This is a genomic window from Agrobacterium sp. a22-2, from assembly GCF_012276985.1.
Classification (GTDB): domain Bacteria; phylum Pseudomonadota; class Alphaproteobacteria; order Rhizobiales; family Rhizobiaceae; genus Allorhizobium.
This window is the reverse complement of sequence record NZ_JAAXMM010000028.1, coordinates 1-22913: the sequence shown is the minus strand read 5'-3', so window position 1 is coordinate 22913 and position 22913 is coordinate 1. Positions and strand designations below refer to the sequence as shown.

Below are 22913 nucleotides of genomic sequence, written 5' to 3'. Positions count from 1 at the left end.
GACAACCGGCCTTCTTCGCATAGACCATGTTGCGCAGACGGTGCGCTACGAGGAAATGCTGACCTGGCTGCTGTTCTACGCCTCCATCCTCAATGTCCGCAAAACACCGATGGTCGATATCATCGATCCGGCCGGTGTCGTACGCAGCCAGGTCGTGGAAAACGAGGCTGGCGCCCTGCGTATCACGCTGAATGGCGCGGAAAACCGCAAGACGCTGGCTGGTCATTTCATCGCCGAGAATTTCGGCTCAAGCGTCCAGCACCTGGCCTTTTCCACAGACGACATCTTTGCCACGGCCGAAGCGCTGAAATCCAATGGTTTCAAGCCCTTGCCCATCTCGCCAAATTACTATGACGATGTCGAGGCGCGTTTCGGCCTTGCGCCCGAGATCACCGAGAAGCTGAAGATGTACAATATCCTGTACGACAAGGACGAAGCCGGCGAGTATTTCCAGCTCTATAGCCCGACCTATGGCGAAGGCTTTTTCTTCGAGATCGTCGAGCGCCGCGGCTATAAGGGCTATGGTGCACCCAACGCCATTTTCCGCATCGCAGCCCTCAGGCGCTATCTGCGCCCCGAAGGAGTGCCGAAGGACTGAACCTTTCAAGGCCAACTAGAGTTTGTCCGGCGCAACACCATAATCGGCCGGATCGCTGCCGACCTGACGAATGCTGCGCCCAAGTTCCGCCTTCAGCCGGTCGCCGGTTGCAGCATCGAGGCCCGCAAAACCGTCACTCAGGGCCTGCCTCCAGGCCGGACCTCGCTCCCAGGCCTGCATATAGGCGTCAGCCAAAGCCTCGCCCTGGCGAAGCTCGAACAGGATATCCATCAGCGTCGCGGCCTGTAGGCGATCCTTGCCGCTCTTGGCCAATCCGTCGTCATCGACACGTCGCCGGGAACTGACGATCAATTTATGCACGGCATAGCGCTCCGGAGCGGGAACGAGGATAGGAATGCCCGCCCCATGCAGGAGCACCACGCGAACCGGCTGGTAGATGAGGAAATCAAGAAAGCGGAGGGGCTGCGCTGATGCTCCACCAAGAGCCGGCATGGCAGCCGGCTGGCCGTCATGGTCGGAAGAACCGGTATTCGGGGTGAGAAATTCCACCTTGTATCCGGATCTGGCTGCAAATTGCGTGACATGCCGGCCATCGGCCGAATGAGGGATTTCCCGAAAGGTCGAATCGACCGCTTTCAACACATCCAGAACCGGCGGAATGCTGTCGCCGACGGCCACAGAGATCGAGTGAAATTGCGCAAAATCCGCGTCGCCCGTCTGCAGAATGCCATTGGGCAACCGCACCCCCAGCAGGGGACCATAGCACTGGAAGGCCACAGTGCCGATGAGAACGCCCCGCAGCCGAAAGAAACCGGCCCGTGCCAGCGCCTCGACAATGTCGCCGGCGGCCTGGACAGGGCGTGGAAGATAGGCCTCGCGGATCAATGTCGACACGATCTTGCGGCGCGCCCGGTAATCCGCCTTCAGATCCTTGAAATGTTCGACGCGACGGGTAATCTCCGGGTCGTCCACGGGGCCGACGTAACGACGATGCTTGCCGCCGTTTTCGGCTGCCGTGTCAAAATACCAATAGCGGCGACCGCGGCTCTCCATGCTGATGAACCGCCCCTCAAGCGAGAATTCGGAGGAGAACTGGGCATCGAGGCTGCGCTGCGCAAGCTCCGAATAGAGCATCTGGTAGGTATGATCGAGCTGCTTCATGATTCATGACCAATTTCGCGAGAGTGGTCATAGCACGATCCTGGAGCCTTGTCATCATGACCAGTTTCGCGAAAATGGTCATGAATTTTCGATCCATCAGAGGACAGCAACAGAGCGCATCGCACTCGCCAAAAGCGTTCCGAACACGACGCCTCATCATTCGGAATGCAGTCGAATTGACTTATACGAACTATTTAGTACAATTTGAAAATCGACCGATTGCGGAGGAGCTGCAAGAGTCGGATCGGATGGAGGAAACCCTGTGGCGGCCAGTAAAAGGCCGGCGGGGACAACCGGGAGGAAAACCATGACCATTGATATGACAAGACGCACCTTTCTGGGCGCCAGCGTCGCTGCGGCCGCCATGCCGTGGCCGGCCTTTGCCCAGGAAAAGACGGTGCTGAAATTCTCGGCAGTGTTCTCCGAGCAGGACATCCGTGCGCAGATGACAAAGATGCTGGCCGAGGAGATCAAGGGCGATTTCACCCTCACGCCTTTCTACGGCGGCACACTGTTCAAGCAGGGCACGGAACTGGTCGCCTTGCAGCGCGGCAACCTGCAGATGGGCAATATCGCCCCGCAGGACATCTCCAACCAGATCCCCGAATGGTCCGTGCTGACGTCCGCCTATCTGTTCCGCGATGCCAAGCACCTGCGCGACTTCTTCAACAGCGAGGTCGGGGCCGAGTTCAAGGCCATGGCCGAGGAGAAACTCGGCATCCACATTCTCGGGCCGACCTATTTCGGTGCACGCCAGGTGGGTCTCAAGACTGACAAGAAGATCAGCACGCCGGCCGACATGTCCGGCATCAAGCTGCGCATGCCGGGCGGCGACGCCTGGCAGTTCCTGGGCTCGGCGCTTGGCGCCAATCCGACACCGATGGCCTATGCCGAAGTCTATACCGGTCTGCAGACCGGCGCCATCGATGGCCAGGACAACCCGCTGCCGAACGTCAAGAACATGAAATTCTACGAAGTCATGTCGCAGATCGTCTTGACCTCGCATCTGATCGGCTACGACCTGCTGACCATTTCCAGCGAAACCTGGAAAGCCATGACGCCCGAACAGCAGACCGCCTTCCAGGCTGCCGCCGACAAGGTCATCGACTGGAGCCAGGAGCAGCATCTGGCCCAGGAAGGCAAACTCGTCGAGGAGTTCAAGGCCGGCGGCCTGCAGATCTATGAGCCGGATGTCGCCGCCTTCCGCAAATTCGCCCAGGAGAAATATCTCGCCTCCGACCTGGCAAAATCCTGGCCGGCCGGCGTCCTGGAAAAAGTGGCCGCTCTCTGATCTGCCGGACTTTTCGAGATTGCCGTACTCCGCCGCGTCAAAAAAGCGTGGCGGAGTACGGCTCCCTTGACCTCACAGACCGTCCTGCCACCCTTATGCCTACCGCCTTCGTGATGGAGCACTCCGGATGAACCCGAAATATATCGCCATGGGCGAGTGGTTGCGAAACCGCGCCGACAATATCATCTCCATCATGCTGCTATGCATGTTTGTCGCCTTCCTTCTGCAGATCGTCTTCCGGTATCTTCTCAATCTCTCCATCGGCTGGACACACGAAATCAGCGTGGCGCTGTGGATCTGGATCGTCCTGTTCGGCTCGGCTTTCTCCATTCGCGAAAGCGAGGAAATCCGCTTCGACTTCTTCTGGGCCAGCGCCAGCGACAAGTCGCGGCGCGTCATGCAGATCATCTCGGCCGCCGCCCTTATCGCGATGTTCGCCATCTCGCTGCCCGCCGTGATCGACTACATCTCCTTCATGAAGGTCGAGAAGACGGCCTATCTGAAGATCCGCTTCGACTATCTTTATTCGATCTACATCGTGTTCGTCGTGACGATGATCGTGCGCTACATGTGGCTTGGCGTGCAGGCCATTCGCGGCCAGGCGCCCGAAGCCTTCGACCCCACCAAGGCGAGTTCAGGCGTATGAACCTCACCAGCCCTTTTTCCATTTCCATCGTCCTCATCACCGCGCTGGCCTTCCTCGGCCTGCCGATCGGCCTGTCGATGATCACCGGCTCGATCCTCTATCTGCTGCTGGTCGGCGCAGACATGGGCACCGTCGCCGAGCAGTTCCTGAACGGCATGTATTCCAATTACGTCATCCTCGCCGTGCCGCTGTTCGTGCTGGCCGCCGAGTTCATGAACATCGGCTCGATGACCGAGCGCTTGCTGACTTTCTGCAACGTGCTGGTCGGTCGCTTCCGCGGCGGTCTGGCGCAGGTCAACGTGGTGCAGAGCATCATCTTTGCCGGCATGTCGGGATCGGCGATCGCCGATGCGGCCGGCAGCGGCCGGATGATGCAGAACATGATGACCCGCGAAAACCGCTATACGCCAAGTTTTGCCGCGGCGTTGACAGCTGTCACCTCGGTGATCGGCCCCATCATTCCGCCGTCGATCCCGATGGTCATCTATGCACTCGTGTCGGATGCCTCGATCGGTTACCTCTTTCTGGCTGGCATGGTACCCGGGCTGATGATGGCCGGCCTGCAGATGATGCAGGTGGCGATTACCGCACGGCGCCGGAACTTTCCGGTCGAGCCGCCGATCCCCTTGCGCGATGTGCCGCTCATCACCTGGCGGGCCTTTCCGGCCCTGATGATGCCGGTCGTGCTGCTTGGCTGCATCTACAGCGGCATCACCACGCCGACCGAAGCCGCCGCCCTTGCCGCCGCCTATGCGCTGGTGATCTCGCTGGTCATCTATCGCAGCATCACCTTTCAGGCCTTCTACCATTCGCTGCTGGTCAGCGCCAAGACGACCGCCTCGATCGGCATGTTGATCGCAGGCTCCCTGGTGTTCAACTATGTCGTGACGATTGAGAACATCCCCGACACGCTGCGGATCCTGCTCACCAGCTGGGATCTGTCGCCGACCGGCTTCCTGATCCTCGTCAATGTCATCCTGCTGCTGCTCGGCTGCGTGCTGGAAGGCACGGCCATCCTTTTGATCATCGTGCCGGTCTTCATCCCGACCGCCCAGGCGCTCGGCATCGATCTGGTGCATTTCGGTGTCATGGTCGTCGTCAACATCATGCTGGGGCTGGTAACGCCGCCCTATGGCCTGCTGCTGTTCATCATGACCAACATATCAGGAGCACCGGTCCGCGACATCATCCGCGACGCCATGCCCTTCCTGTTCTGGATGGTCGTCTGCCTGATGATCATCACGTTCGTGCCGGACACGGTGCTGTGGCTGCCGCGTCTGCTGGGTTATCAGGGATAGGAGAAACTTTATGGCCGACACCAAACCGATCTACATCCTGAACGGTCCGAACCTGAACCGGCTCGGCAAACGCGAACCGGAGATCTACGGCACGACCACATTGGTGGAAATCGAGGGCTGGTGCATGGAGGCCGCGAGCGGCCACCCGATCCGCTTTCACCAGACCAATAGCGAGGAAAAGCTGATCGAATGGGTGCATGAAGCCATCGACGAGGGGGCAGGGATCATCATCAACCCGGCCGCCTTTACCTTCACCTCGATCGCGCTGCTCGATGCCCTGAAGATGTTCAAGGGGCCGATCATCGAGCTGCATATCAGCAATGTGCATCGCCGCGAACCGATCTACCACCGCTCCTATGTGTCGATGACCGCCACCGCCGTGATGGCCGGCTTTACGGCAAAAGGCTATCCGATGGCAGTCAGGGCGATCAAGGATATGATCTCCGCCTGACCGCGAACGTCGCCGCCCTCACGCGACGACAGTTCCGTCTATCCAGACCCGTGAAATATTGGCCTTGGAGGCGGTGAAGACGATCTTCTGAAGAATGTCGTCGCCACCATCCAGGCCATCGAATAGCCGGATCGAACCCTTCTCGGCCCGGCTGTCGATGACGATGGCATCGAACTGATAGCCGGCCACGAATTGCCCGACGGGCAGGTCGAGCGCCTTCGCACCGCCGGCGGTCGCGACATGGAAGGCCTGGCGAAAATCGATGCGAGCCGGCCGGCCGGATGCGCGCTGGTCCGGCGGCAGATTCGGGTCGACGCCGGTTTCCAGCAGACGCGACATGGTGACCGCCGCCCGGCAGTTTTCCAGCATGGATGCACTCGGACCGCCGGAAATATCCGTGCCCAAACCGACATTCACACCTTTCTCCAGTGCGGCCCGCAGCGGGAACACCGCACCGGCGAAGTAAGCGTTCGACAGCGGGCAATGGGCGACGGCGGACTGCCGAATGCGGATCGTCTCCATGTCGGCGGCCGTCAACAGGTTGCCATGCGCCAGCATGGTGTGGCGCCCCAGCAGACCGAAGCGATCGAGGCTATCCGTATCGGTCATACCGTGCCGGGCCAGCACATAGCCGTGTTCCCAGTCGCTTTCCGAGGCATGGGTCTGCACATGGCAGCCGCAATCCCTGGCGATCGCGCCAAGCCCTTCGAGCGTCGCATCCGTGCAGGACGGGATGAAGCGCGGCGTGACCACCGGCAGCACGCGGTCGTCACGATTGTCCGGGTGGTGGCGGACATAGTCGATCAGCGCGCTCGTGCCAGACAAGGCGGCATCGACGGAGGCATCGCCGTAATAATCCGGGCAGCTGTCGACATTGTCCATTGCCACCTTGCCGACCAGCGCCCGCTGGCCCTTTTCCAGGCAGGTGTCGACCAGGATCCGCGTCGCATCCTGATGCACGGTCGCGAAATAGAGCGCCGTGGTCGTGCCATTGGCGATCAGGTCCTCAACCAGCAGACCATAGGCATGGCGGGCAAAGGCCGTGTCCTGATAGCGCGCCTCCAGCGGAAAGGTATATTTCTGCAGCCAGACCTCGAGCGGCACGTCCAGCGCCGAGCCGAGCTGCGGATATTGCGGCGCATGCACGTGGCAGTCGACGAAACCGGGCAGGAGATAGCTGCCCTCGGACAAGATCTCGAGCCGACCGCCGGCTGCAGCGTCGGCCTTCGCCTTGGCATAACCCGGATCGGCCGGCCGCAATACGGAAACGATCTCGCCGCTCTCGCCGACGGAGATCAGCACATCGGTCAGAACCTCGACTTCGCCCAGCACGGGCGCGTGAAATCCTGAGGCCAGAAGCATCTTGCCGCGCAGGTTCATGATATCAGTCCTCAGGCCGCCATGGCCGATGTGCCATAGGTCACGCCCTTTTCCTTCAGCCAGCGGCGATAGGCGATGGAGGAGGCATCGGCGCGGGTCGGGATCTCCTTGCGCGGCTCCATCGGCAGCAGAACCGGCCGCTGGTTTTCCAGGATGATACGGTCCTGCAGGAAGATCAATTGCTGGAACTGGATGAGTTCGGTGGTCGTCGAGACATCGTCGATCAGGTACATCACCGGATGCGCCCGGCAGCGGTCAGGATCGAGCGGCTGTACGAAGAGGCAGATGACATCCCAGCGGTTGGCGGAGTTCGGGCAGGTCTTGTAGAGCAGCGTCGTGAACGGCGTCATCACCCGGTAGATATACTGGGTCATGATGCCGTCCTTGGCCGACAATGCGGCCTGCGGCTGGAAGAACTGGCAATTGGTCGCCCAGACCTCATCGACATCCCGGCGGATCTCGACATTGTAGTGCATCACTTCGGTATTGGGCTCGGCGCCAAGGATGTCGGTGTGCACGAAGGGAAAATGCGCCATGTCGAGGAAATTCTCGATGATGCGCAGGCCGGACGCGCGCACCGAAACGGCTCCGCAGGGCACATAACGACGATCCGGCTCGTCTGTTTCCGGCACGGGAAAGATGTCACGTTCCGGAGTCCCGAGCGTCGTCCAGAGAAACCCGAAACGGCTCTTGATCGGCAGCGGTTCCTCTCGCCCTTCCGCCGTGACGGTGATCGTCCCGTCCTCGGCGCGGGTGACTTCGAGGTCAACGCCGAGGAGGCGATTCGGCGAAGTGCCAACCGGGATCGCTGCTTCCGTTTCGATGACATACCACTGATCGAGAGAGGCCCTGTCGGTTGCTTTCATCTGATCGTCCCTTCTTGAAGACGGGTTGGAATTCTGGACATATACCGCTCAAAGCTTCCGTCCAACAGCCTGTTCATTCCGTAAGACTACACGCACACACCGATCAGGCGATGGTCCTGACCATTAGCGCACGCTTCTGAAATAGGGCTCGCCCAGCGCCGCCGGTGCGGCCATCAGGCGACGCATGCGCTGCCAGGCGATAACGGGCACGATAATGAAGGCAATGGTGCCGAGATAGGGCAGCATCGACAGGAAGGCCGGGGCAATCGGCCAGCCGCGCGCCTGTCCGACAAAGCCAAGGGCCGTGATGAAGCCAAACAGCAGGCCGGACAGCGCTGCCGGGATCGGTCGGTAACCGGCAAAGATGACCAGCGCCACGGCAATCCAGCCGCGACCCGCCACCACGCCATCCGACCAGGAATTGACGAAGGCGAGCGTCAGATAGGCACCGGCACCGGCGGCCAGCGCCGAACCGGCGCAGACATAGGTAAAGCGGATCAGATTGACCGGAATGCCGGCGGCGTCGGCGGCGGCCGGATTCTCGCCGACGGCCCGCAGGTTGAGGCCGTGCCGTGTGTAGAACATCAGATAGGACAGGCCGACCGGCAGGATGATGTAGATGAGATAAACGAGGATGTTCTGCGAGAAGAACGCCTTGCCGAAGATCGGGATGCTCGACAGCAGCGGAATGGCGACGCCGTCGAAGGTCGCCGGCGCCGGCATGCCGGAATAGGCCTTGCCGATGGTCGAGGCGATGCCTGTCCCCATCAGCGTCAGCGCCAGGCCGCACAGCACTTGGTTTGCACGCAGCAGCACCGTGGCGCTGGCAAACACCGCGCCGAACAGGGCGCCGACGCAGAGGGCTGCCGCAAAACCGAGAAGCGGGGAGGGGACAGCCGTAACGGTGGCGATCGCGGTGACAGCGCCCATGGCCATCAGGCCCTCGGCGCCGAGATTGACCACGCCGACCCGCTCGGCCAACACTTCGCCGAGCGCTGCCAGTGCCAGCACACCGCCGGCCAGGAATGCGGTGGTAAAAAGCCCGGTCAGGAGATCCATTGGTCCGTGCCCCTTTTTAAGTCTTGTCGCGCAGGATGCGGTAATGGGCGAGTTCGTCGCCGATGGCCGTCAAGAAGAGAATGAGCCCGGTCATCGCCAGCACTGCCGAGGTCGTCAGCCCCTGGGTCTGCAGGATGATGCCGGAATTCAGGATGAAGCCCATCAGCGCACCGGAAAAGATCACGCCGATCGACGAACCGCGGGCGAGAACCGCCACCATGATGCCGAGATAGCCAAAATTGTTGGAAATGCCGCCCTGCAGGCGATGCACGGTTCCGGCGATTTCCAGCATGCCGGCCAGCCCGGCAATGGCGCCCGACAGCAGCATGACGGTGATCAGGTGGCGCCGCGCCGCAATGCCGGCATATTTCGCCGCCGACGGATTGGAGCCGACCAGCCGTACTTCATAACCCCATTTGGAGAAGCTCAGCAGCAATGCCATGCCGACCGCCAGCACCACGGCAATCGGCAGACCCCAATGCACTAGACCCCAGAATTCCGGGATCTCGGCGGGAATGCGCGGCGTCGAGGAATTGGCCATGCCGGACCGATCGCGCCAGGCATCGGTCGAGACATAATAGACCATCAGCGCGGCCACAAAATTCAAGAGAAGCGTGGTGATCAGCTCGTTGACATTGGCATAGGCGCGGGCAAGCGTCGGGATCAGGATCCAGACCAGGCCACCGAAGGCGCCGGCAAAGAACATCAGCACCAAGCTGACAGGGTCGGAAACCGGCACGAAAAGCCCGACGGCGGTTGCCGCAAAGGCGCCGGCATAGAACTGACCTTCCGCACCGATATTCCAGGCGCCGATCTGCTGGGCGACGGTGACGGCAAGGCCGGTCATGATCAGCGGGATGATCAGCAGCCCCAGATCCTCCATGCCGTAGGTGGAGCCGAAGGAGGCCTTGATCACCTGCGCGCCAAGGGCCAGCGGATTGTTGCCGGCAAAGGCGAGGATCACGCCGGTCGTCAGCAGGGCGAGAGCAATGGCGCCGATGCGGGCGGCGAGCGAAATGCTTGGATGAGCGGAGGGCAGTCTCTGAACACGGATACGGCCGGCCATCTCACGCCACCTCGCCGGTTTTGCTGCGCCCGCCCATCATGAGGCCGATCTCCTCGATGTCGACGGCGTGGTTGTCGACGATCCCCATGATCCGGCCTTCGTAGAGCACGGCGATACGGTCGGAGAGGTTCAGCAATTCCTCAAGCTCCTCCGAAATCAGAACGATGCCGGCGCCGGCGTTGCGCAGCTCGACAATGTAACGCAGCATGGTATTGATGGCGCCGACATCGAGGCCGCGGCTCGGATAGGCGGCCACCAGGATCTTGCTTGCCACCCGCATTTCGCGCCGCGCCACCAGCCGCTGCTGGTTGCCGCCCGACAGGTTGCGGATCGGCATGCCGAAATCGGGAATGGCAACGTCTGCAACCGAGGCGATCTCCTTGGCAAGAGCGGTTGCCGCACCCGGCTTGTAGAGCCCGTGGCTGGTCACCGGCGGCTTGCCATATTCGCGCATCACGGCGTTGACGGTGATCGACAGCCCTGGCGCCAGACCGCTATGCAGCCGGTCCTCCGGAATGTGACCGATCCCGTGCTCGACAAAATCGGCGGCATTGGTGCGGCTAACGACCTCGCCATCGATGACGATACGGCCGGAATGAACCGCCCGCGTGCCGGTCAGCACCTGCGAAAGCTCGCGCTGGCCGTTTCCGGCGACTCCGGCAATACCGACGATCTCGCCGGCATGGATAGCCAAGTCTATGCCATGCAGGGCCACGTCTCCGGCATCATTCCGGGCAACCACATTTTCAAGGCTCAGCACCGGCCTGTCCGATATCGGCGCCGCATTGGCCGGCCGGCCCCGCATGTCGGCCAGCACGATATCGCGGCCGACCATCAGCCGTGCCAGCTTGGCGGGCGTACAGTCCTGGGCAAATTCGGTGGCGATCTTGCGACCGGCGCGCAGGATGGAAATGCGGTCGGAAATTTCCAGCACTTCGTCGAGCTTGTGGGAAATGAAGATGACGGCATTGCCGTGTGACACGAATTCCCGGAGCGCCTTGAACAGCTCGCGCGCCTCGGCCGGCGTCAACACCGCGGTCGGCTCGTCGAGGATCAGCACGCGCGCCTGGCGCGCCAACACTTTCAGGATTTCCACACGCTGCTGCTCGCCGGTCGACAGTTCCGAAATGCGAGCACTGGGGCGAACCTGGAAATTGTATTTTTCGGCCAATGCCGCCGTGCGGGCCTCCAGCACCTTGGCGGAGGCGCGGCGCGGCGTCTCGCTCCAGCCCAGATGAATGTTCTCGGCCACCGTGAAGGCCTGCACCAGCTTGAAATGCTGATGCACCATGCCAATGCCGGCGGCAATCGCCTGGACCGGCGAGGCGAATTCCTTGGCATAGCCATCAATGATGATCTCGCCGGCATCGGCCTGATAGATCCCGGTCAGGATGTTCATCAGCGTCGACTTGCCCGCGCCATTCTCGCCCAGCAGCGCATGAATCTCGCCCGGCATGACCTCGATATCGACATCCTGGTTGGCTATGACGCCCGGGAAATATTTGGCAATACCCTTCAACTGCACAAGCGGCGGAGAACCGGGAGGGGCCACGTATTTGGTGATTGGTTCTGACATCAGGCCCTATCGGGAACTAAGGTGGAAGACTGCGGGGCGAGGAAGGGGCCGCAAGGTCCCTTCCCTTATGGAGGGGGACGACCCCCGATCGTCATCCTCGGGCTTGTCCCGAGGATCCACTGTCGTTGACCGTGGGCGGGCGATCAGCCGCGGACCGAACAATCGAGAGACCGGCTTCGGTCGCAGATCCTCGGGTCAAGCCCGAGGATGACGGCCCGATGCGTGGGTGGAGAGGGACGGGCCCCCTCCCATCACCGCATCAAAGACCGGTAACGCCCTCGACGGACCAATCCCAGTTGTAGAGTTCGAGCTCGGTCATCTGCTGGCCGGCAGCCAGGCGAACGGTGCCCTTGCTGTCCTTCAGCTCGCCGACGAACGGCGACCAGCCGCCCATGATCTTGTCGCGCACGGCGTCTGCCGCCTTGCCGACATCGGCCGGAACCTTCTCGCCCCAGACGTCGCGATCGACACCCTTGCCCATGGCAAACAGGGTTTCCGACGGCGTCCATTCGCCGGCCAGGCGCTTCTTGACCTGGTCGACGTAGAAATCCTTGAAGTCGATGATAATCGACGAGACGTAGGAATTCGGACCATAGCGGCGGATGTCGGTGTTCCACATGGCCGCCCAGACGCCGCGCTTTTCGGCAACCTGCAGATAGCCGGCCTCGTCCATGATGCCGAACAGGAAGTCGCAGCCGTTGTCGATCAGCGCCGTGCCGGCCTGGGTTGCGGCCTGCGGGTCGAACCACGAGTTGATGACGATGGTCTGCAGCGTCGCATTCGGATTGACGGTGCGCGCGCCCATCAGGAAGGCATTGGTCGAGGTATAGACCGAGGCGACCGGGAACGAGGCGACATAGCCGAGCTTGCCGGTCTTCGACAGATGGCCGGCGGCAACGCCGAGAACATAGGTCGGATACCAATGGGCCATGTAGTACCAGCCGAGATTGTCCATGGTCTGGTGGCCGTTGCACTCCATGAAGGCCACTTCCGGGGCGCGCTTGACCACTTCATGCAGGAAGTCGCCGGTCGATGAGGTGTCGAAGATCATGTTGGCGCCTTCGGAGACGAACTGGCGATAGGTGCGCGTCGCGTCGGCGGAGTAGGGCACGTTCTCGACTTCCAGAACGTTCTTCAGTTTCGGGAAGGCTTCCTTGACGGCAAGCAGGCCCTGGTGATGGCTCCAGGTCCAGCCTTCGTCGGTGATCGGACCGACATGGCCAAAGCCGATCACGGCATCTTCTTCCTTGATGGCGGCGAGCGGCGTGGCGGCGCTGGCAGCGCGGATCAGGCCGCCCGGCAGAAGGGCGGCAGCGGAACCGGCAGCTGCCATGTTCAGGAAGCCGCGGCGGGAGAGGTTACGCAAGTCAATCATGATGTCCCCTTTTGTGTCTATCGGGCGTCGGCGGCAAGGTGATGCTCACCGGCGCGATCAGGCCGTCGAATAAGGTACGCAACTCCCATGCCAGTCCCGCATCGGCCGTATAACGCCGACGCCCTGCGACATCGCGTCCCGACCGCCTGCGGAATTTTCATGCGAGAACCGCAGAAAGCGCGGCACCTGATGTGGTGATACCGGCCATGGAAAATCGCCGTTTTCGCCCTCGGATACCGAGCTTTTGCAGTGCAAAACCCTGGCAGACCGGGACTGTTTCAAATTGCTGATGTTCGCAATAGAGGCTTAATTCGGATCGATATGATGCGTAGAGCGCAACACTTCAGTTGAAAATACCGCTTGAATTCCGGTCGCACCACCAGATAAAGTGATTAAAGATAGTGCATGCATATTATTTAATCATATGCCGTCGGAATGCTCAGAGAACAGGACACGCCATTGCCATCCACCCCATGCAAGGACTGTCGGCCATGAGCCTGGTCGTCGATTTCACCTTCAAGGGACAGATCGCCTGCGACAGCTTTTTGAGCTTCGCCCGGCACCGCGCCGGGCGGCTGGATCTGAAACTTGACATCGGCCCATGCAGCGATACCGCCGTCGAGGTGTCGGTCGAAGGCGCGGAGGCGCTGGTCGACATGTTCGAGATGGCCTGTAGCCTGGGGCCTTATGACTGCATGGTTCTGGATGTGCTGCGCAAAGAGGGCTTTGCAGCCCGGCCGGCAACGGTTTGATTTTGGATGGAAGGAGCCTGACATGACAATCGAACAGGGCTGGATGCCCGTGGCCTTGTCCAACGCCATCGAGCCCGGCACATCGGCGGGCGCGGTGATCGACGGTGCGGAAATCGTGGTGTGGCGCGACAACAAGGGGGCGGCCCATGTGTGGGAAGATCGCTGTCCGCATCGCGGCATGCGCATGAGCTTCGGCTTCGTGCGCGGCGATCACATCGCCTGCCTCTATCACGGCTGGCAATATGACACGACCGGCCAGTGCCAGTATATCCCGGCTCATCCGGATCTTGACGTGCCCAAGACCATCAAGATCGCCACCTATGCGGCCGAGGAGCGCAACGGCATCATCTGGACCTGCCTGTCCGAAGGCGCCGACAGCGACGCCCTGCCGGATGTTGCGGGAACAGCAACACCAGTCCGCAGCCTCTATGTCGACTGTTCGATGGATGATGCGCTGGCGGCCCTGGCCGATGTCGTGCTGCCGGGCAGCGACACACCGGCGCAGTTCGACATGATCGCCCACAATGCCTTCCTGTTGTCGTCCGGCAGCACCCATCTGCTGATCGCTGGCCAGTCGATCGCCGCCCGCCGGATCGCCCTGCACATGGTTCTCATCAAAGCCAAACCCGGTCTCAGCCCCATGATCGCCCGCTGGGCGGAAGGCTTGCGATTGCGCCTGGAGACGCAAACCACGATTGCCGAGGTCGCCTGATGTCCGCAATCACACTCTACAATTACGAACTCGACGACAGCTGCTACCGGGTCCGCCTGCTGCTTTCCATGCTGGGCCGGCCATACGAGACCCATGCGGTGGACATGGTCCCCGGCAACGAGCAGGAAAGCCCAGCCATGCGGGCGCTCAATCCGCTCGGCAGTTTGCCTGTTCTGAAAGACGGCGACCTGGTGCTCTACGGCACCGAGGCGATCCTTGCCTATCTCGCCAAGGCTTACGATCCGGCAGGCACATGGCTGCCGGACGACCCCTCGGCTTTTGGCCAGGTTTCGCAATGGCTGACATTTTCTGCCTCGGTCCTGCCGGCTGCCAGCATGGCGCGCAAGGTATCGCTATTCGGCCTTACCGGCGATGAAGATGCCTTGCGGGCAACCAGCCGCCAGGCCTTCCGCATCATGGACGACCACATGGTGCTGCGCCAGCTGGAGGGAGCCGAATGGTTCGTCGGCAACAATCCGACGCTGGCCGACCTGACCCTCTTCCCGATCTTCGCCCTCAGCCGCGATTTCGGCATAGACCACGACGAGTTCCCGGCTCTCAGGCGCTGGATCCGACGGTTTCGAACGATTACCGGATTCAAGACCATGCCGGGGATTCCGGATTATCATTGAGAAAAACGTCTCCGGGCGAAATCGCTCGGGGACACGGCGCTAAAGACAAAACCCTCTCTGGCCTGCCGGCCATCTCCCTCACAAGGGGGGAGAAGACCTAGCGGAAACCACTCGGTTCTATTCTAGGCGGCGAGTTCGCGGCTGGATTAAGCCCTCCCCCTTGTGGGGAGGGTTGGGAGGGGACTTTTTTGAGAAAGACGCCCTAAGTGGCGAAAGGGAACAACCAATGCCACCCATTACCCGTTTTTCCGTCGCACCGCTGTCCACCATGACCCGCCGGCTGGCCGATGTCGCCTCGGGGCGAACATCGCCCGATCTGGTGATCCAGAGCGCCCGCGTGCTGTCGACCTATTCGGAGCGCATCCTGCCCGACCGCGAGGTCTGGATCTCCGGCGGCCGTATCGCCGCCGTCAAACCGGCCAGCACCTACAAGACCGGTTCCGCCAAACTCTATGATGCCAAGGGCGGCATCATCGCGCCGGGACTGGTCGATCCGCATATTCATATCGAAAGTTCGATGGTCACCGCCTGCGCCTATGCGGAAGCAGCCCTTCTGAACGGCACGACGACGATTTTCTGCGACAGCCACGAGATCGGCAATGTCATGGATGTCGCCGGCGTCGAGGCCATGCTGGAGGATGCCCGCCATGCGCCGCTGTCCATCTTCCTGACGGTTCCCTCGACCGTGCCCGCCACCACGCCGGATCTTGAAACCGCCGGTGGCGACCTGACGCCGGAGAAGATCGCCGCCCTGTTCGACAAATGGCCGGAAGCCGTGGCGCTCGGAGAGAAGATGGATTTTGTGCCGGTCGCCATGGGCGACGAGCGCAGCCATGCGATCATCGCCGCCGCCCTGTCGCGCGGTCGGCCGGTGTCCGGCCACGTCTATGGACGCGAATTCGTCGCCGCCTATGCCGCCTCCGGCGTCACCGACACCCATGAGGCGATCGACCGCGAGATTGCCGACGACCTGCTGGAAGCCGGCATCTGGCTGTTCCTGCGCGGCGGACCGCCGACCACGCCCTGGCATTCGCTGCCGCTGGCCATCAAGACCGTGACCGAGCTTGGTGCTTCCCACAAGCGCATCGCGGTCTGTACCGATGACCGCGATGCCGATGACCTCCTGCATTTCGGCCTGGACTGGGTGGTGCGCGAGGCGCGTGCGGCGGGCATGACGCCGGAACAGGCCTGGGCGATGGGCTCGCTGCACGGCGCCACCCGCTTCGGAATGGAGGGCGAGATCGGGGGATTAGGCGGTGGACGACGCGCCGACCTTGTAATGCTCAGCGACGACCTGAAGCCGATCAGCACCTGGTATGGCGGCAAGCTGGTGGTGGACCAGAAGAAAATCACCCCCATCCTGGATGAGACGCTGTCCAAGCCTTGGCGCTATCCCGACGCGGCCTATCACACGGTCAAGCTACCCAAGGCGATCAAGCTGACGCCGGACCTGCCGACGACGACCGTCGTGGCCAATACCATCAAGACCGAACTGCCCGGCATCATTCTCGGCCACCACAAGGTCACGCTGGAGCCGGCCAATGACTGGCAGACCCATTTCGAGCGCCATGGCCTGTGCTTCGTCACGGTCATCGAACGACACGGCAAATCGGCCGGCAACGTCGCCCATGGTCTGCTCAGCGAATTCGGCATCAGCAAAGGCGCCGTTGCCTCCTCGGTCGGCCACGACAGCCACAATATCATCATCGCCGGCACCAACGAGGCCGACATGCAGGTGGCGCTGCGCGCCATCGAAGAACACCAGGGTGGCGCCTGCGTGGTGGCCGATGGCAAGGTGACGGCCATGGTGCCGCTGCCGATCGCCGGCCTGTTGTCCGACAAGCGGGTGCATGAGGTGGCCGAAGAGGTGAAGGCATTGAAGGTCGAGTGGGACAAGGCCGGCTGCACCATCGCCTATATGGGCTTCAATCTGATCCCGCTGTCGGTCATCCCGGAAATCCGCATCACCGACAAGGGACTGGTCACCGTGCCGCAGATGGAAATCGTGCCGCTGTTCGAGGAGATCTGATGGATCCTTATCGCCTCGGCCTCGTCGCCACCCGCATCCATTATTTCCAACTGGTGGCGCGGCTCGGCTCGATCCGCCAGGCGGCCTTGGCGCTGAATATCGCGCCGTCTTCGGTCAGCCGCATCCTGCGGCAGTTGGAGGACGAGTTGGGAACGCCGCTGTTCGAGCGGGTCCGGCAGAGGCTGAAGCTTACCAGCGCCGGCGAGCTGATGCTCTATCACGCCCGCATCTCGCTATCGGAGCTGAACCGCGCCTGCAACGAGATCAACGACCTGCACGGCCTGCATCGCGGCACGGTGTCGATCGCCATCGTCGAAAGCGTCGCCCGCGGCCTGATGCCGGCAGCGCTGGCCGATTTCTGGAGCCGGTATCCGGCGATCACCGTCGACATCAAGGTGATGGGTTCGCAGCAGGCGGCCAATGCGGTCAACGACGGCGACTGCGACCTGGCCGTTGCCTTCGACGTGCGCGTGCCCCGCACCGTGCGGCGCATCGCCACCGCCTCCCTGCCGCTCGGCGTACTGGCGCTGCCCGGCAGCGATCTCGCCAAGCGCCGCGAGTTGAAACTGTTCGATCTCGCCAATCACCGGGTCATCCTGTCGGATTCGAGCCTGATGCTCGGCATCTCGGTTGAAGAAGCCTTCAACCGCTCCTTCATCGATCTCGGCCGGCGGTCGCGCACCAATTCCATCGGCCTGATGGTCGATCTGGCCAAGCGCGATCTCGGCACCGTGCTGCAGACCCGCGTCGGCGTCGAACAGGAACTGGCCGACGGCACGCTCGCCTTCGTTCCGCTCAGCGACACGCGCCTGGCGCCCCGCAAGCTGATGCTGCTGTCGCGATCCGAGAAAGAAATGTCCGACGCCGCCTCAGCCATGGGCAAGCTGCTGGAACAGTCGATCGAAAGGGTCGGCGCGGCAAGCCCATAAAGTGTTGCATACAACGCAACGACAACCTCATCAATTGCCGTCTATTCCGAACATCTTGGATTTGCGACCGTGACGTCGAAACGAGGGCATGACATGAAACAATCATCCGTGGACGCGGTCATCCGCGGCCTGAAGAAGGCGGGCGTCAGCACCGTCTGCTACCTGCCGGATTCGCTCTTCAAGGAGCTTTATCCGGCACTCGATGCCGATCCCGATATCCGCACCATCCGCGTCACCAATGAAGGGGAGGGGGCCGCCATCTGCGGCGGCGTGTTCCTGTCGGGCAAGCGCGCCGCGCTGATCATGGAAAATTCCGGCCTGCGCGCCTCCGTCGAGCCTTTGGCCCGCATGGGTCTTGGCGCCGGCATTCCGGTCGTCATGCTGATGAGCTATCGCGGCGAGATGGGCGAGAACAATTGGTGGGCCATTCCGCACGGCATCACCATGGAGCCGGTACTGAATGCGTTGCGCATTCCCTATCAGGTCATTCGCGAGGAAGAGCGCATCGAGCGCGCCATCTTCGATGCCTATGAATGGTCCTATGCGGCCTATTATCACTCGGCCGTGGCGCTGGGCGGGGAGATCGTCCGATGAAACGCTATGACTGCATGAAGATCCTTGCGGACCGACTTGAGGACGAACTGGTCATCCTGTCGCTCGGCGCCTCCGTCGACGAATGGTACAATGCCGCTCCGCATATGCGCGCCGCCAGCCTGTTCCAGCAACAGCTCGGCTGCGTCACGCCACAGGCCTTCGGTCTGGCGGCCGGGCTTCCCCATCGCCGCATCATCTCGCTCGATACCGATGGCGGCATGATGTTCAATCTCGGCATCCTGGCAACGCTCGGCAACGAGCAGCCGAAAAACCTGTTTGTCGTGGTCTGGGACAATGAAATGTACCAGTCGATCGGCGGCCCGCCGACCCATACCGCTTTCGGCCGTGTCGATATCGCCGCGATCGCCCGAGGGGCCGGCGTCGACAATGCCTTTACCGCGCGCACGCTGGAAGAATTCGAAGCCCATTGCGAGGCGGGGCTGAAGGCTGATGTGCCCTATATCATCGTCGCCAAGGTGGCCGGCACCGTCCAGCCCGACATCAAGCGCAAGCATTCCGATGGTCGGGAAGACAAATACATTTTCGTCCGCCATGTCGAGGCGACCGAGGGCATCGTCATCATGGGGCCGAGCGAGCACAATTGACCATGCACCCGACCATCCCCCTCAGACCTCTTCAAAAAGCCTATGACTATATCGTCGTCGGTGGCGGTTCGGGGGGATGCGCGGTGGCGCGCCGGCTGATCGACGGATCGGATGCCACGGTGCTGCTGATCGAGGCCGGCGGACCGGGCATCGGCATTCCTGAGATCGACGATCCGCGCCAATGGGTGCCGCTCGCCAAAAGCGCTTACGACTGGGGCTATGACTACGCACCGAGCCCGCTGGTCAACAACCGCACCATCGGCATCCCGCGCGGCAAGGTGCTCGGCGGCTCGAGCGCCATCAATGCGATGATGTGGTATCGCGGCCATCCGCTCGACTATGACTCTTGGGCCGCCTCCGGTGCCGAAGGCTGGAGTTTTGCCGATGTGCTGCCCTATTTCAAGAAAAGCGAAGACTGGGAAGGCGGCGAAACGGACTATCGCGGTGCGGGCGGACCCTTGCGCATCGAGACCAGCCGGGGCCTCCACCCCATTGCCAAAGCCATGCTGGAGGCCGCCGCCGAGCTTGGCATTCCGGTCATCGACGATCCGAATGGCGAAAGCAACGAGGGTGCGACCCCGTCCAACTTCAACATCGTCGACGGCAAGCGCTTCAGCTCCGCGACCGGCTATCTGCATCCGATCCTCGACAACAAGCGGCTGACGATCCTGACCGGCTCGCTGGCAATCGGCCTTCTGCTCGAAAACGGACGCTGCACCGGCGTGCGCCATCTGGTTGACGGCCAGCCCGTCGAGACCCGGGCCACTACCCATGTGGTCCTGGCGCTCGGCGCCATCGACACGCCCCGCCTGCTGATGCTGTCGGGCATCGGCGACCCGGCCGAGCTGAACAGGCTCGGCATCCCTGTCCACCATGCCCTGCCGGGTATCGGCCAGAACCTGCAGGATCATCCGCTGGTGCAGGCCGTGGTGCTGCGCGCCAAGCAGCCGCTCGGCGACAAGACCGACAATGGCGGCGGCACCATGCTGAACTGGAAATCGCGACCGGACCTGCTGCAAGCCGATGTGCATGCCTTCCCCGTGCAAGGCAACAGCGCCGAGCCGGCCCTTCGGCAACACTACGACATGTCGGGTGAGGTCTTTGCGCTTGGCGCCGGACTGATGCATTCCAAAAGCGTCGGCTATCTCAGGATGCTGAGCGCCGAACCCCTCGGACCGCTGGAGATCCAACCGAACTACCTGCGGGAAAAGACGGATCTTGAGGCATTGGTGACTGCCGTCGACACCATGATGGACCTGGCGGAAACGCGCGCCTTCGCGGATCTTTTTGCCGGCTTTGCCGCACCGGATCGACGCCTGAGCAGCAGCGAAATGGAAGAGTTTGTCCGCAACGGCTGTTCGACCTTTTTCCACACCTGCGGCACCGCCAAGATGGGTTGCGATGCCCTGGCGGTCACGGACCATCGGCTGCGGGTGCATGGTCTCGACGGCCTGTCGATCGCCGATGCCTCGGTGATCCCGGTGATCCCGAGCTGCAATACCCATGCGCCGGTGACGATGATCGGCGAACGCGCGGCCGCCTTCCTGCTCGGGACGGCCTGAAACTTGCATCAGAGTTCCGCTGCATACGGAACAGACGGAGACTGACATGACCAAGGCCGGAATGATCCTCGCGGGCGAAAGCCTGCTCACCATGGGTGACGCCAATAGCGTCATCACCGGCGGAGCCGTGGCCATCGAGGACGGCCGCATCCTGGCGGTCGGCACGCTTGATGACATCAAGACGGCCTATCCGGCGTTTACGGTGAAAAAGCTCGCCAATACGGTGCTGATGCCGGGGCTGATCAATGCCCATGCCCATTCCGGCTTCCTGCGCGGCACGGCCGAACATCTGCCGGTCTGGGACTGGCTGACTATGCATATCAATCCCATGCACCGCGTGCTGCAACCGCACGAAGCCGAAGCTGCATCCTGGCTCTGCTATGCCGAATCCGCGCTGGGCGGCACCACGACCGTGGTCGACATGTGGCGCCATATGGAGGGCAGCGCGCGGGCGGCCGACGCGATTGGCATGCGGCTGGTCGCGGTGCCGTATGTCGGCGAGCATCCCGACTACGACTATTTCGACACGCTCGACATGAACGAGGCGCTGATTGAGACCTGGCACCGCAAGGCGGGCGGGCGGGTGAATGTCTGGGTCGGGCTCGAACATCTCTTCTATGCCGATGAAGCCGGCCAGCAGCGCGCCATTGCCATGGCCAAACGGTACAAGACCGGATTCCACACCCATTGTTCGGAGGCCGATATCGAAGTGGCGGAATTCATGACCCGCTATGGCAAGCGGCCGATGTTTGCGCTCGAAGAGCTCGGGTTTTTCGACACGCCGCGCACCATGCTGGCCCATGCCGTCTGGCTTGATCCGGCCGAAGTCGAGCTGATCTCGAAATACAATGTCTCGGTAGCGCATAATCCGGTCAGCAACATGAAGCTCGCCTCGGGCATCGCGCCGATCGCCGACATGATCGCCCATGGCGTGGCCGTCGGCATCGGCACCGATGGCGAGAAGGAAAACAACAATTTCGACATGTTCGAGGAAATGAAGGTGGCCTCCCTGCTCGGCAAGCTGAAGGACCGCGATGCCGCCGCCATGGACAGCTGGCAGTGCCTGCGCATGGCGACCATTCTCGGCGCCAAGGCGATCGGCCTCGACCACGAGATCGGTTCGCTGGAAGTCGGCAAGCGCGCCGACATCATTGCGGTGCGCACCGATACGCCGCGCATGACGCCATTCTTTGCCGACGGCCCCTATTTCAACCTGCAGCACAATCTCGTCCATGCGGTGCGCGGCGGCGATGTCGCCATGACCATGGTCGATGGCGAGATCCTGGTCGAGGACGGCATCCTCAAGACGGGCGATATCCAGGCAATCATCGCCGACATTCACACGATGGCCCCAGCCCATTTTGCCCGCCGCGCCGCCTGGCTGGCAGAACACCAGGACGGCACCAAGCAATGGACGAAAAAGGAGGGCGAGGCATGACCAAGACCACCGACCAGGCCGTCCTCGACGACTGGTACGCCATTGCCACCGCCAGCGAACTGACCGCAAAGCCGGTGCGGACAAAACTGCTCGGCCAGGACATCGACTATTGCCTGGGCGAGGGCAGGGCACCGATCGTGCGCGAAATCCTGGACGACGGCAGCCATGGTCTTCCATTGCCGGTACAGGTCCGCTACGGCTGCCTGTTCACCACGCTCGGCACGCCGAGGAAGGATATCGTCCACATCGAGGAAGCCGGGGAAAGCGACCGGCGCTTCGTGCCCTGTGGCTGGGTCACCATGCGCGCTTCGGGCCTCAGGGTCGTCGAGAACTTCCTCGACATGGCCCATTTCCCTTTCGTGCATACCGATATCCTCGGCTCCGAGCCCCATACCGAAGTGCCGCATTACTTAAGCGAAATCCGCCGCGACGTAGACGAGGTCTGGGCGACCAACTGCACCTTCTTCCAGCCGCGCATCGCCGCGACCGAGGACAAGGGCGATTTCGTGCATCTCACCTACCGCGTGCCGTCGCCCTTCGTCGTCATGCTCTACCGCGTCTGTCCAACCTCGCCGAACCGACTCGATGCGATCGCACTGTTCATCCAGCCGATGGAGGAGGGGCTCTGCCGCGCCCAGCCGGTGATGTATCTGGTCGACAACATTTCCCCCCACAAGGCGCTGCTGAACTTCGAACAGGTGATCTTCCTGCAGGACCGCATCATCGTCGAAAACCAGCGGCCTCTGCTGCTGCCGCTGGAGCCGCGCGCCGAAATCCCGACCCGCGCCGACAGCTCGTCCATCGCCTATCGCCGCTGGCTGAAGGAAAAGGGCGTGCGCTTCGGCACCACGGCGGGGGCGTTTTGATGGCTCAACGGACAAGTACGGCGGTCACCATCACCCTCCCCTTGAGGGGGAGGGTCGGGCCAAAGG

General features: G+C 62.1%; 22 protein-coding genes. 15 read left to right on the top strand and 7 right to left on the bottom strand.

Features of this window, described 5'->3' with window-relative positions; all coding sequences use genetic code 11:
- Positions 1-598, top strand: a 598-nt coding sequence (locus tag HFC70_RS25785; protein ID WP_210259453.1) for a 4-hydroxyphenylpyruvate dioxygenase family protein, incomplete at its 5' end; no start/stop codon positions are given.
- A 15-nt stretch (positions 599-613) separates the two neighbouring features.
- Here the strand turns inward: HFC70_RS25785 and HFC70_RS25780 are convergent.
- The gene (locus HFC70_RS25780) at positions 614-1720 is read right to left on the bottom strand and encodes a GSU2403 family nucleotidyltransferase fold protein (protein ID WP_168476186.1); all 1107 of its coding nucleotides are present in this window, start codon (positions 1718-1720) and stop codon (positions 614-616) included.
- A 307-nt stretch (positions 1721-2027) separates the two neighbouring features.
- Here HFC70_RS25780 and dctP point away from each other — a divergent pair, with 307 nt between their 5' ends.
- From dctP to HFC70_RS25760, 4 genes are all read left to right on the top strand, one after another.
- A complete protein-coding gene (gene dctP, locus HFC70_RS25775) occupies positions 2028-3011 on the top strand; it encodes a TRAP transporter substrate-binding protein DctP (protein ID WP_168476185.1) in 984 nt (327 codons plus the stop codon).
- 127 nt (positions 3012-3138) lie between these two features.
- Entirely contained in the window at positions 3139-3657 is a 519-nt protein-coding gene (locus tag HFC70_RS25770; protein ID WP_168476184.1) for a TRAP transporter small permease, read from the top strand.
- Entirely contained in the window at positions 3654-4955 is a 1302-nt protein-coding gene (locus tag HFC70_RS25765) for a TRAP transporter large permease (protein WP_168476183.1), read from the top strand. The genes HFC70_RS25770 and HFC70_RS25765 overlap by 4 nt, the downstream gene beginning before the upstream one ends.
- A 10-nt stretch (positions 4956-4965) precedes the next feature.
- Positions 4966-5406 (top strand): type II 3-dehydroquinate dehydratase, encoded by a 441-nt coding sequence (locus tag HFC70_RS25760; RefSeq protein ID WP_168476182.1) that lies wholly within the window; start codon positions 4966-4968, stop codon positions 5404-5406.
- An 18-nt stretch (positions 5407-5424) separates the two neighbouring features.
- On the opposite strand, the gene guaD is transcribed toward HFC70_RS25760, so the two are convergent.
- The 6 genes from guaD to HFC70_RS25730 form a co-directional block, all read right to left on the bottom strand.
- The gene (gene guaD, locus HFC70_RS25755) at positions 5425-6786 is read right to left on the bottom strand and encodes a guanine deaminase (protein WP_168476181.1); all 1362 of its coding nucleotides are present in this window, start codon (positions 6784-6786) and stop codon (positions 5425-5427) included.
- An 11-nt stretch (positions 6787-6797) separates the two neighbouring features.
- Positions 6798-7652 carry an aromatic ring-hydroxylating dioxygenase subunit alpha gene (locus HFC70_RS25750; protein WP_168476180.1) on the bottom strand — a complete coding sequence of 285 codons (855 nt, stop codon included), beginning with the start codon at positions 7650-7652 and terminating at the stop codon, positions 6798-6800.
- Positions 7653-7775: 123 nt separating this feature from the next.
- Positions 7776-8711, bottom strand: a complete 936-nt coding sequence (locus HFC70_RS25745) for an ABC transporter permease (protein WP_168476179.1) — start codon at positions 8709-8711, stop codon at positions 7776-7778.
- A 16-nt stretch (positions 8712-8727) separates the two neighbouring features.
- Positions 8728-9777, bottom strand: a complete 1050-nt coding sequence (locus tag HFC70_RS25740; RefSeq protein WP_168476178.1) for an ABC transporter permease — start codon at positions 9775-9777, stop codon at positions 8728-8730.
- Position 9778: 1 nt separating this feature from the next.
- Entirely contained in the window at positions 9779-11353 is a 1575-nt protein-coding gene (locus tag HFC70_RS25735) for an ABC transporter ATP-binding protein (RefSeq protein ID WP_168476177.1), read from the bottom strand.
- A gap of 259 nt (positions 11354-11612) precedes the next feature.
- Positions 11613-12728, bottom strand: coding sequence for a BMP family ABC transporter substrate-binding protein (locus tag HFC70_RS25730; protein WP_168476176.1), 1116 nt, complete (start codon positions 12726-12728; stop codon positions 11613-11615).
- A gap of 491 nt (positions 12729-13219) precedes the next feature.
- On the opposite strand from HFC70_RS25730, the gene HFC70_RS25725 reads away from it, so the two are divergent.
- The 10 genes from HFC70_RS25725 (at position 13220) to HFC70_RS25680 (ending at position 22847) form a co-directional block, all read left to right on the top strand.
- A complete protein-coding gene (locus HFC70_RS25725; RefSeq protein WP_210259452.1) occupies positions 13220-13480 on the top strand; it encodes a hypothetical protein in 261 nt (86 codons plus the stop codon).
- Between the two features lie 22 nt (positions 13481-13502).
- Positions 13503-14192, top strand: a complete 690-nt coding sequence (locus HFC70_RS25720; RefSeq protein ID WP_168476175.1) for a Rieske (2Fe-2S) protein — start codon at positions 13503-13505, stop codon at positions 14190-14192.
- Positions 14192-14824, top strand: coding sequence for a glutathione S-transferase family protein (locus HFC70_RS25715; protein WP_168476174.1), 633 nt, complete (start codon positions 14192-14194; stop codon positions 14822-14824). Before HFC70_RS25720 ends, HFC70_RS25715 begins: the two co-directional genes overlap by 1 nt.
- Positions 14825-15050: 226 nt before the next feature.
- On the top strand, positions 15051-16853 hold the full coding sequence (locus tag HFC70_RS25710; RefSeq protein ID WP_168476173.1) for an adenine deaminase: 1803 nt from the start codon (positions 15051-15053) through the stop codon (positions 16851-16853).
- Positions 16853-17782, top strand: coding sequence for a LysR family transcriptional regulator (locus HFC70_RS25705; RefSeq protein WP_168476172.1), 930 nt, complete (start codon positions 16853-16855; stop codon positions 17780-17782). The genes HFC70_RS25710 and HFC70_RS25705 overlap by 1 nt, the downstream gene beginning before the upstream one ends.
- 93 nt (positions 17783-17875) lie before the next feature.
- On the top strand, positions 17876-18376 hold the full coding sequence (locus HFC70_RS25700) for a thiamine pyrophosphate-binding protein (RefSeq protein WP_168476171.1): 501 nt from the start codon (positions 17876-17878) through the stop codon (positions 18374-18376).
- The gene (locus tag HFC70_RS25695; RefSeq protein ID WP_168476170.1) at positions 18373-18981 is read left to right on the top strand and encodes a thiamine pyrophosphate-dependent enzyme; all 609 of its coding nucleotides are present in this window, start codon (positions 18373-18375) and stop codon (positions 18979-18981) included. Before HFC70_RS25700 ends, HFC70_RS25695 begins: the two co-directional genes overlap by 4 nt.
- A gap of 2 nt (positions 18982-18983) precedes the next feature.
- Complete coding sequence (locus HFC70_RS25690; RefSeq protein ID WP_168476169.1) at positions 18984-20543, top strand: GMC family oxidoreductase; 1560 nt, start codon at positions 18984-18986, stop codon at positions 20541-20543.
- A gap of 46 nt (positions 20544-20589) precedes the next feature.
- Positions 20590-21981, top strand: coding sequence for an amidohydrolase family protein (locus HFC70_RS25685; RefSeq protein WP_210259451.1), 1392 nt, complete (start codon positions 20590-20592; stop codon positions 21979-21981).
- Complete coding sequence (locus HFC70_RS25680; protein WP_168476168.1) at positions 21978-22847, top strand: aromatic ring-hydroxylating dioxygenase subunit alpha; 870 nt, start codon at positions 21978-21980, stop codon at positions 22845-22847. The genes HFC70_RS25685 and HFC70_RS25680 overlap by 4 nt, the downstream gene beginning before the upstream one ends.
- Positions 22848-22913: the final 66 nt, after the last annotated feature.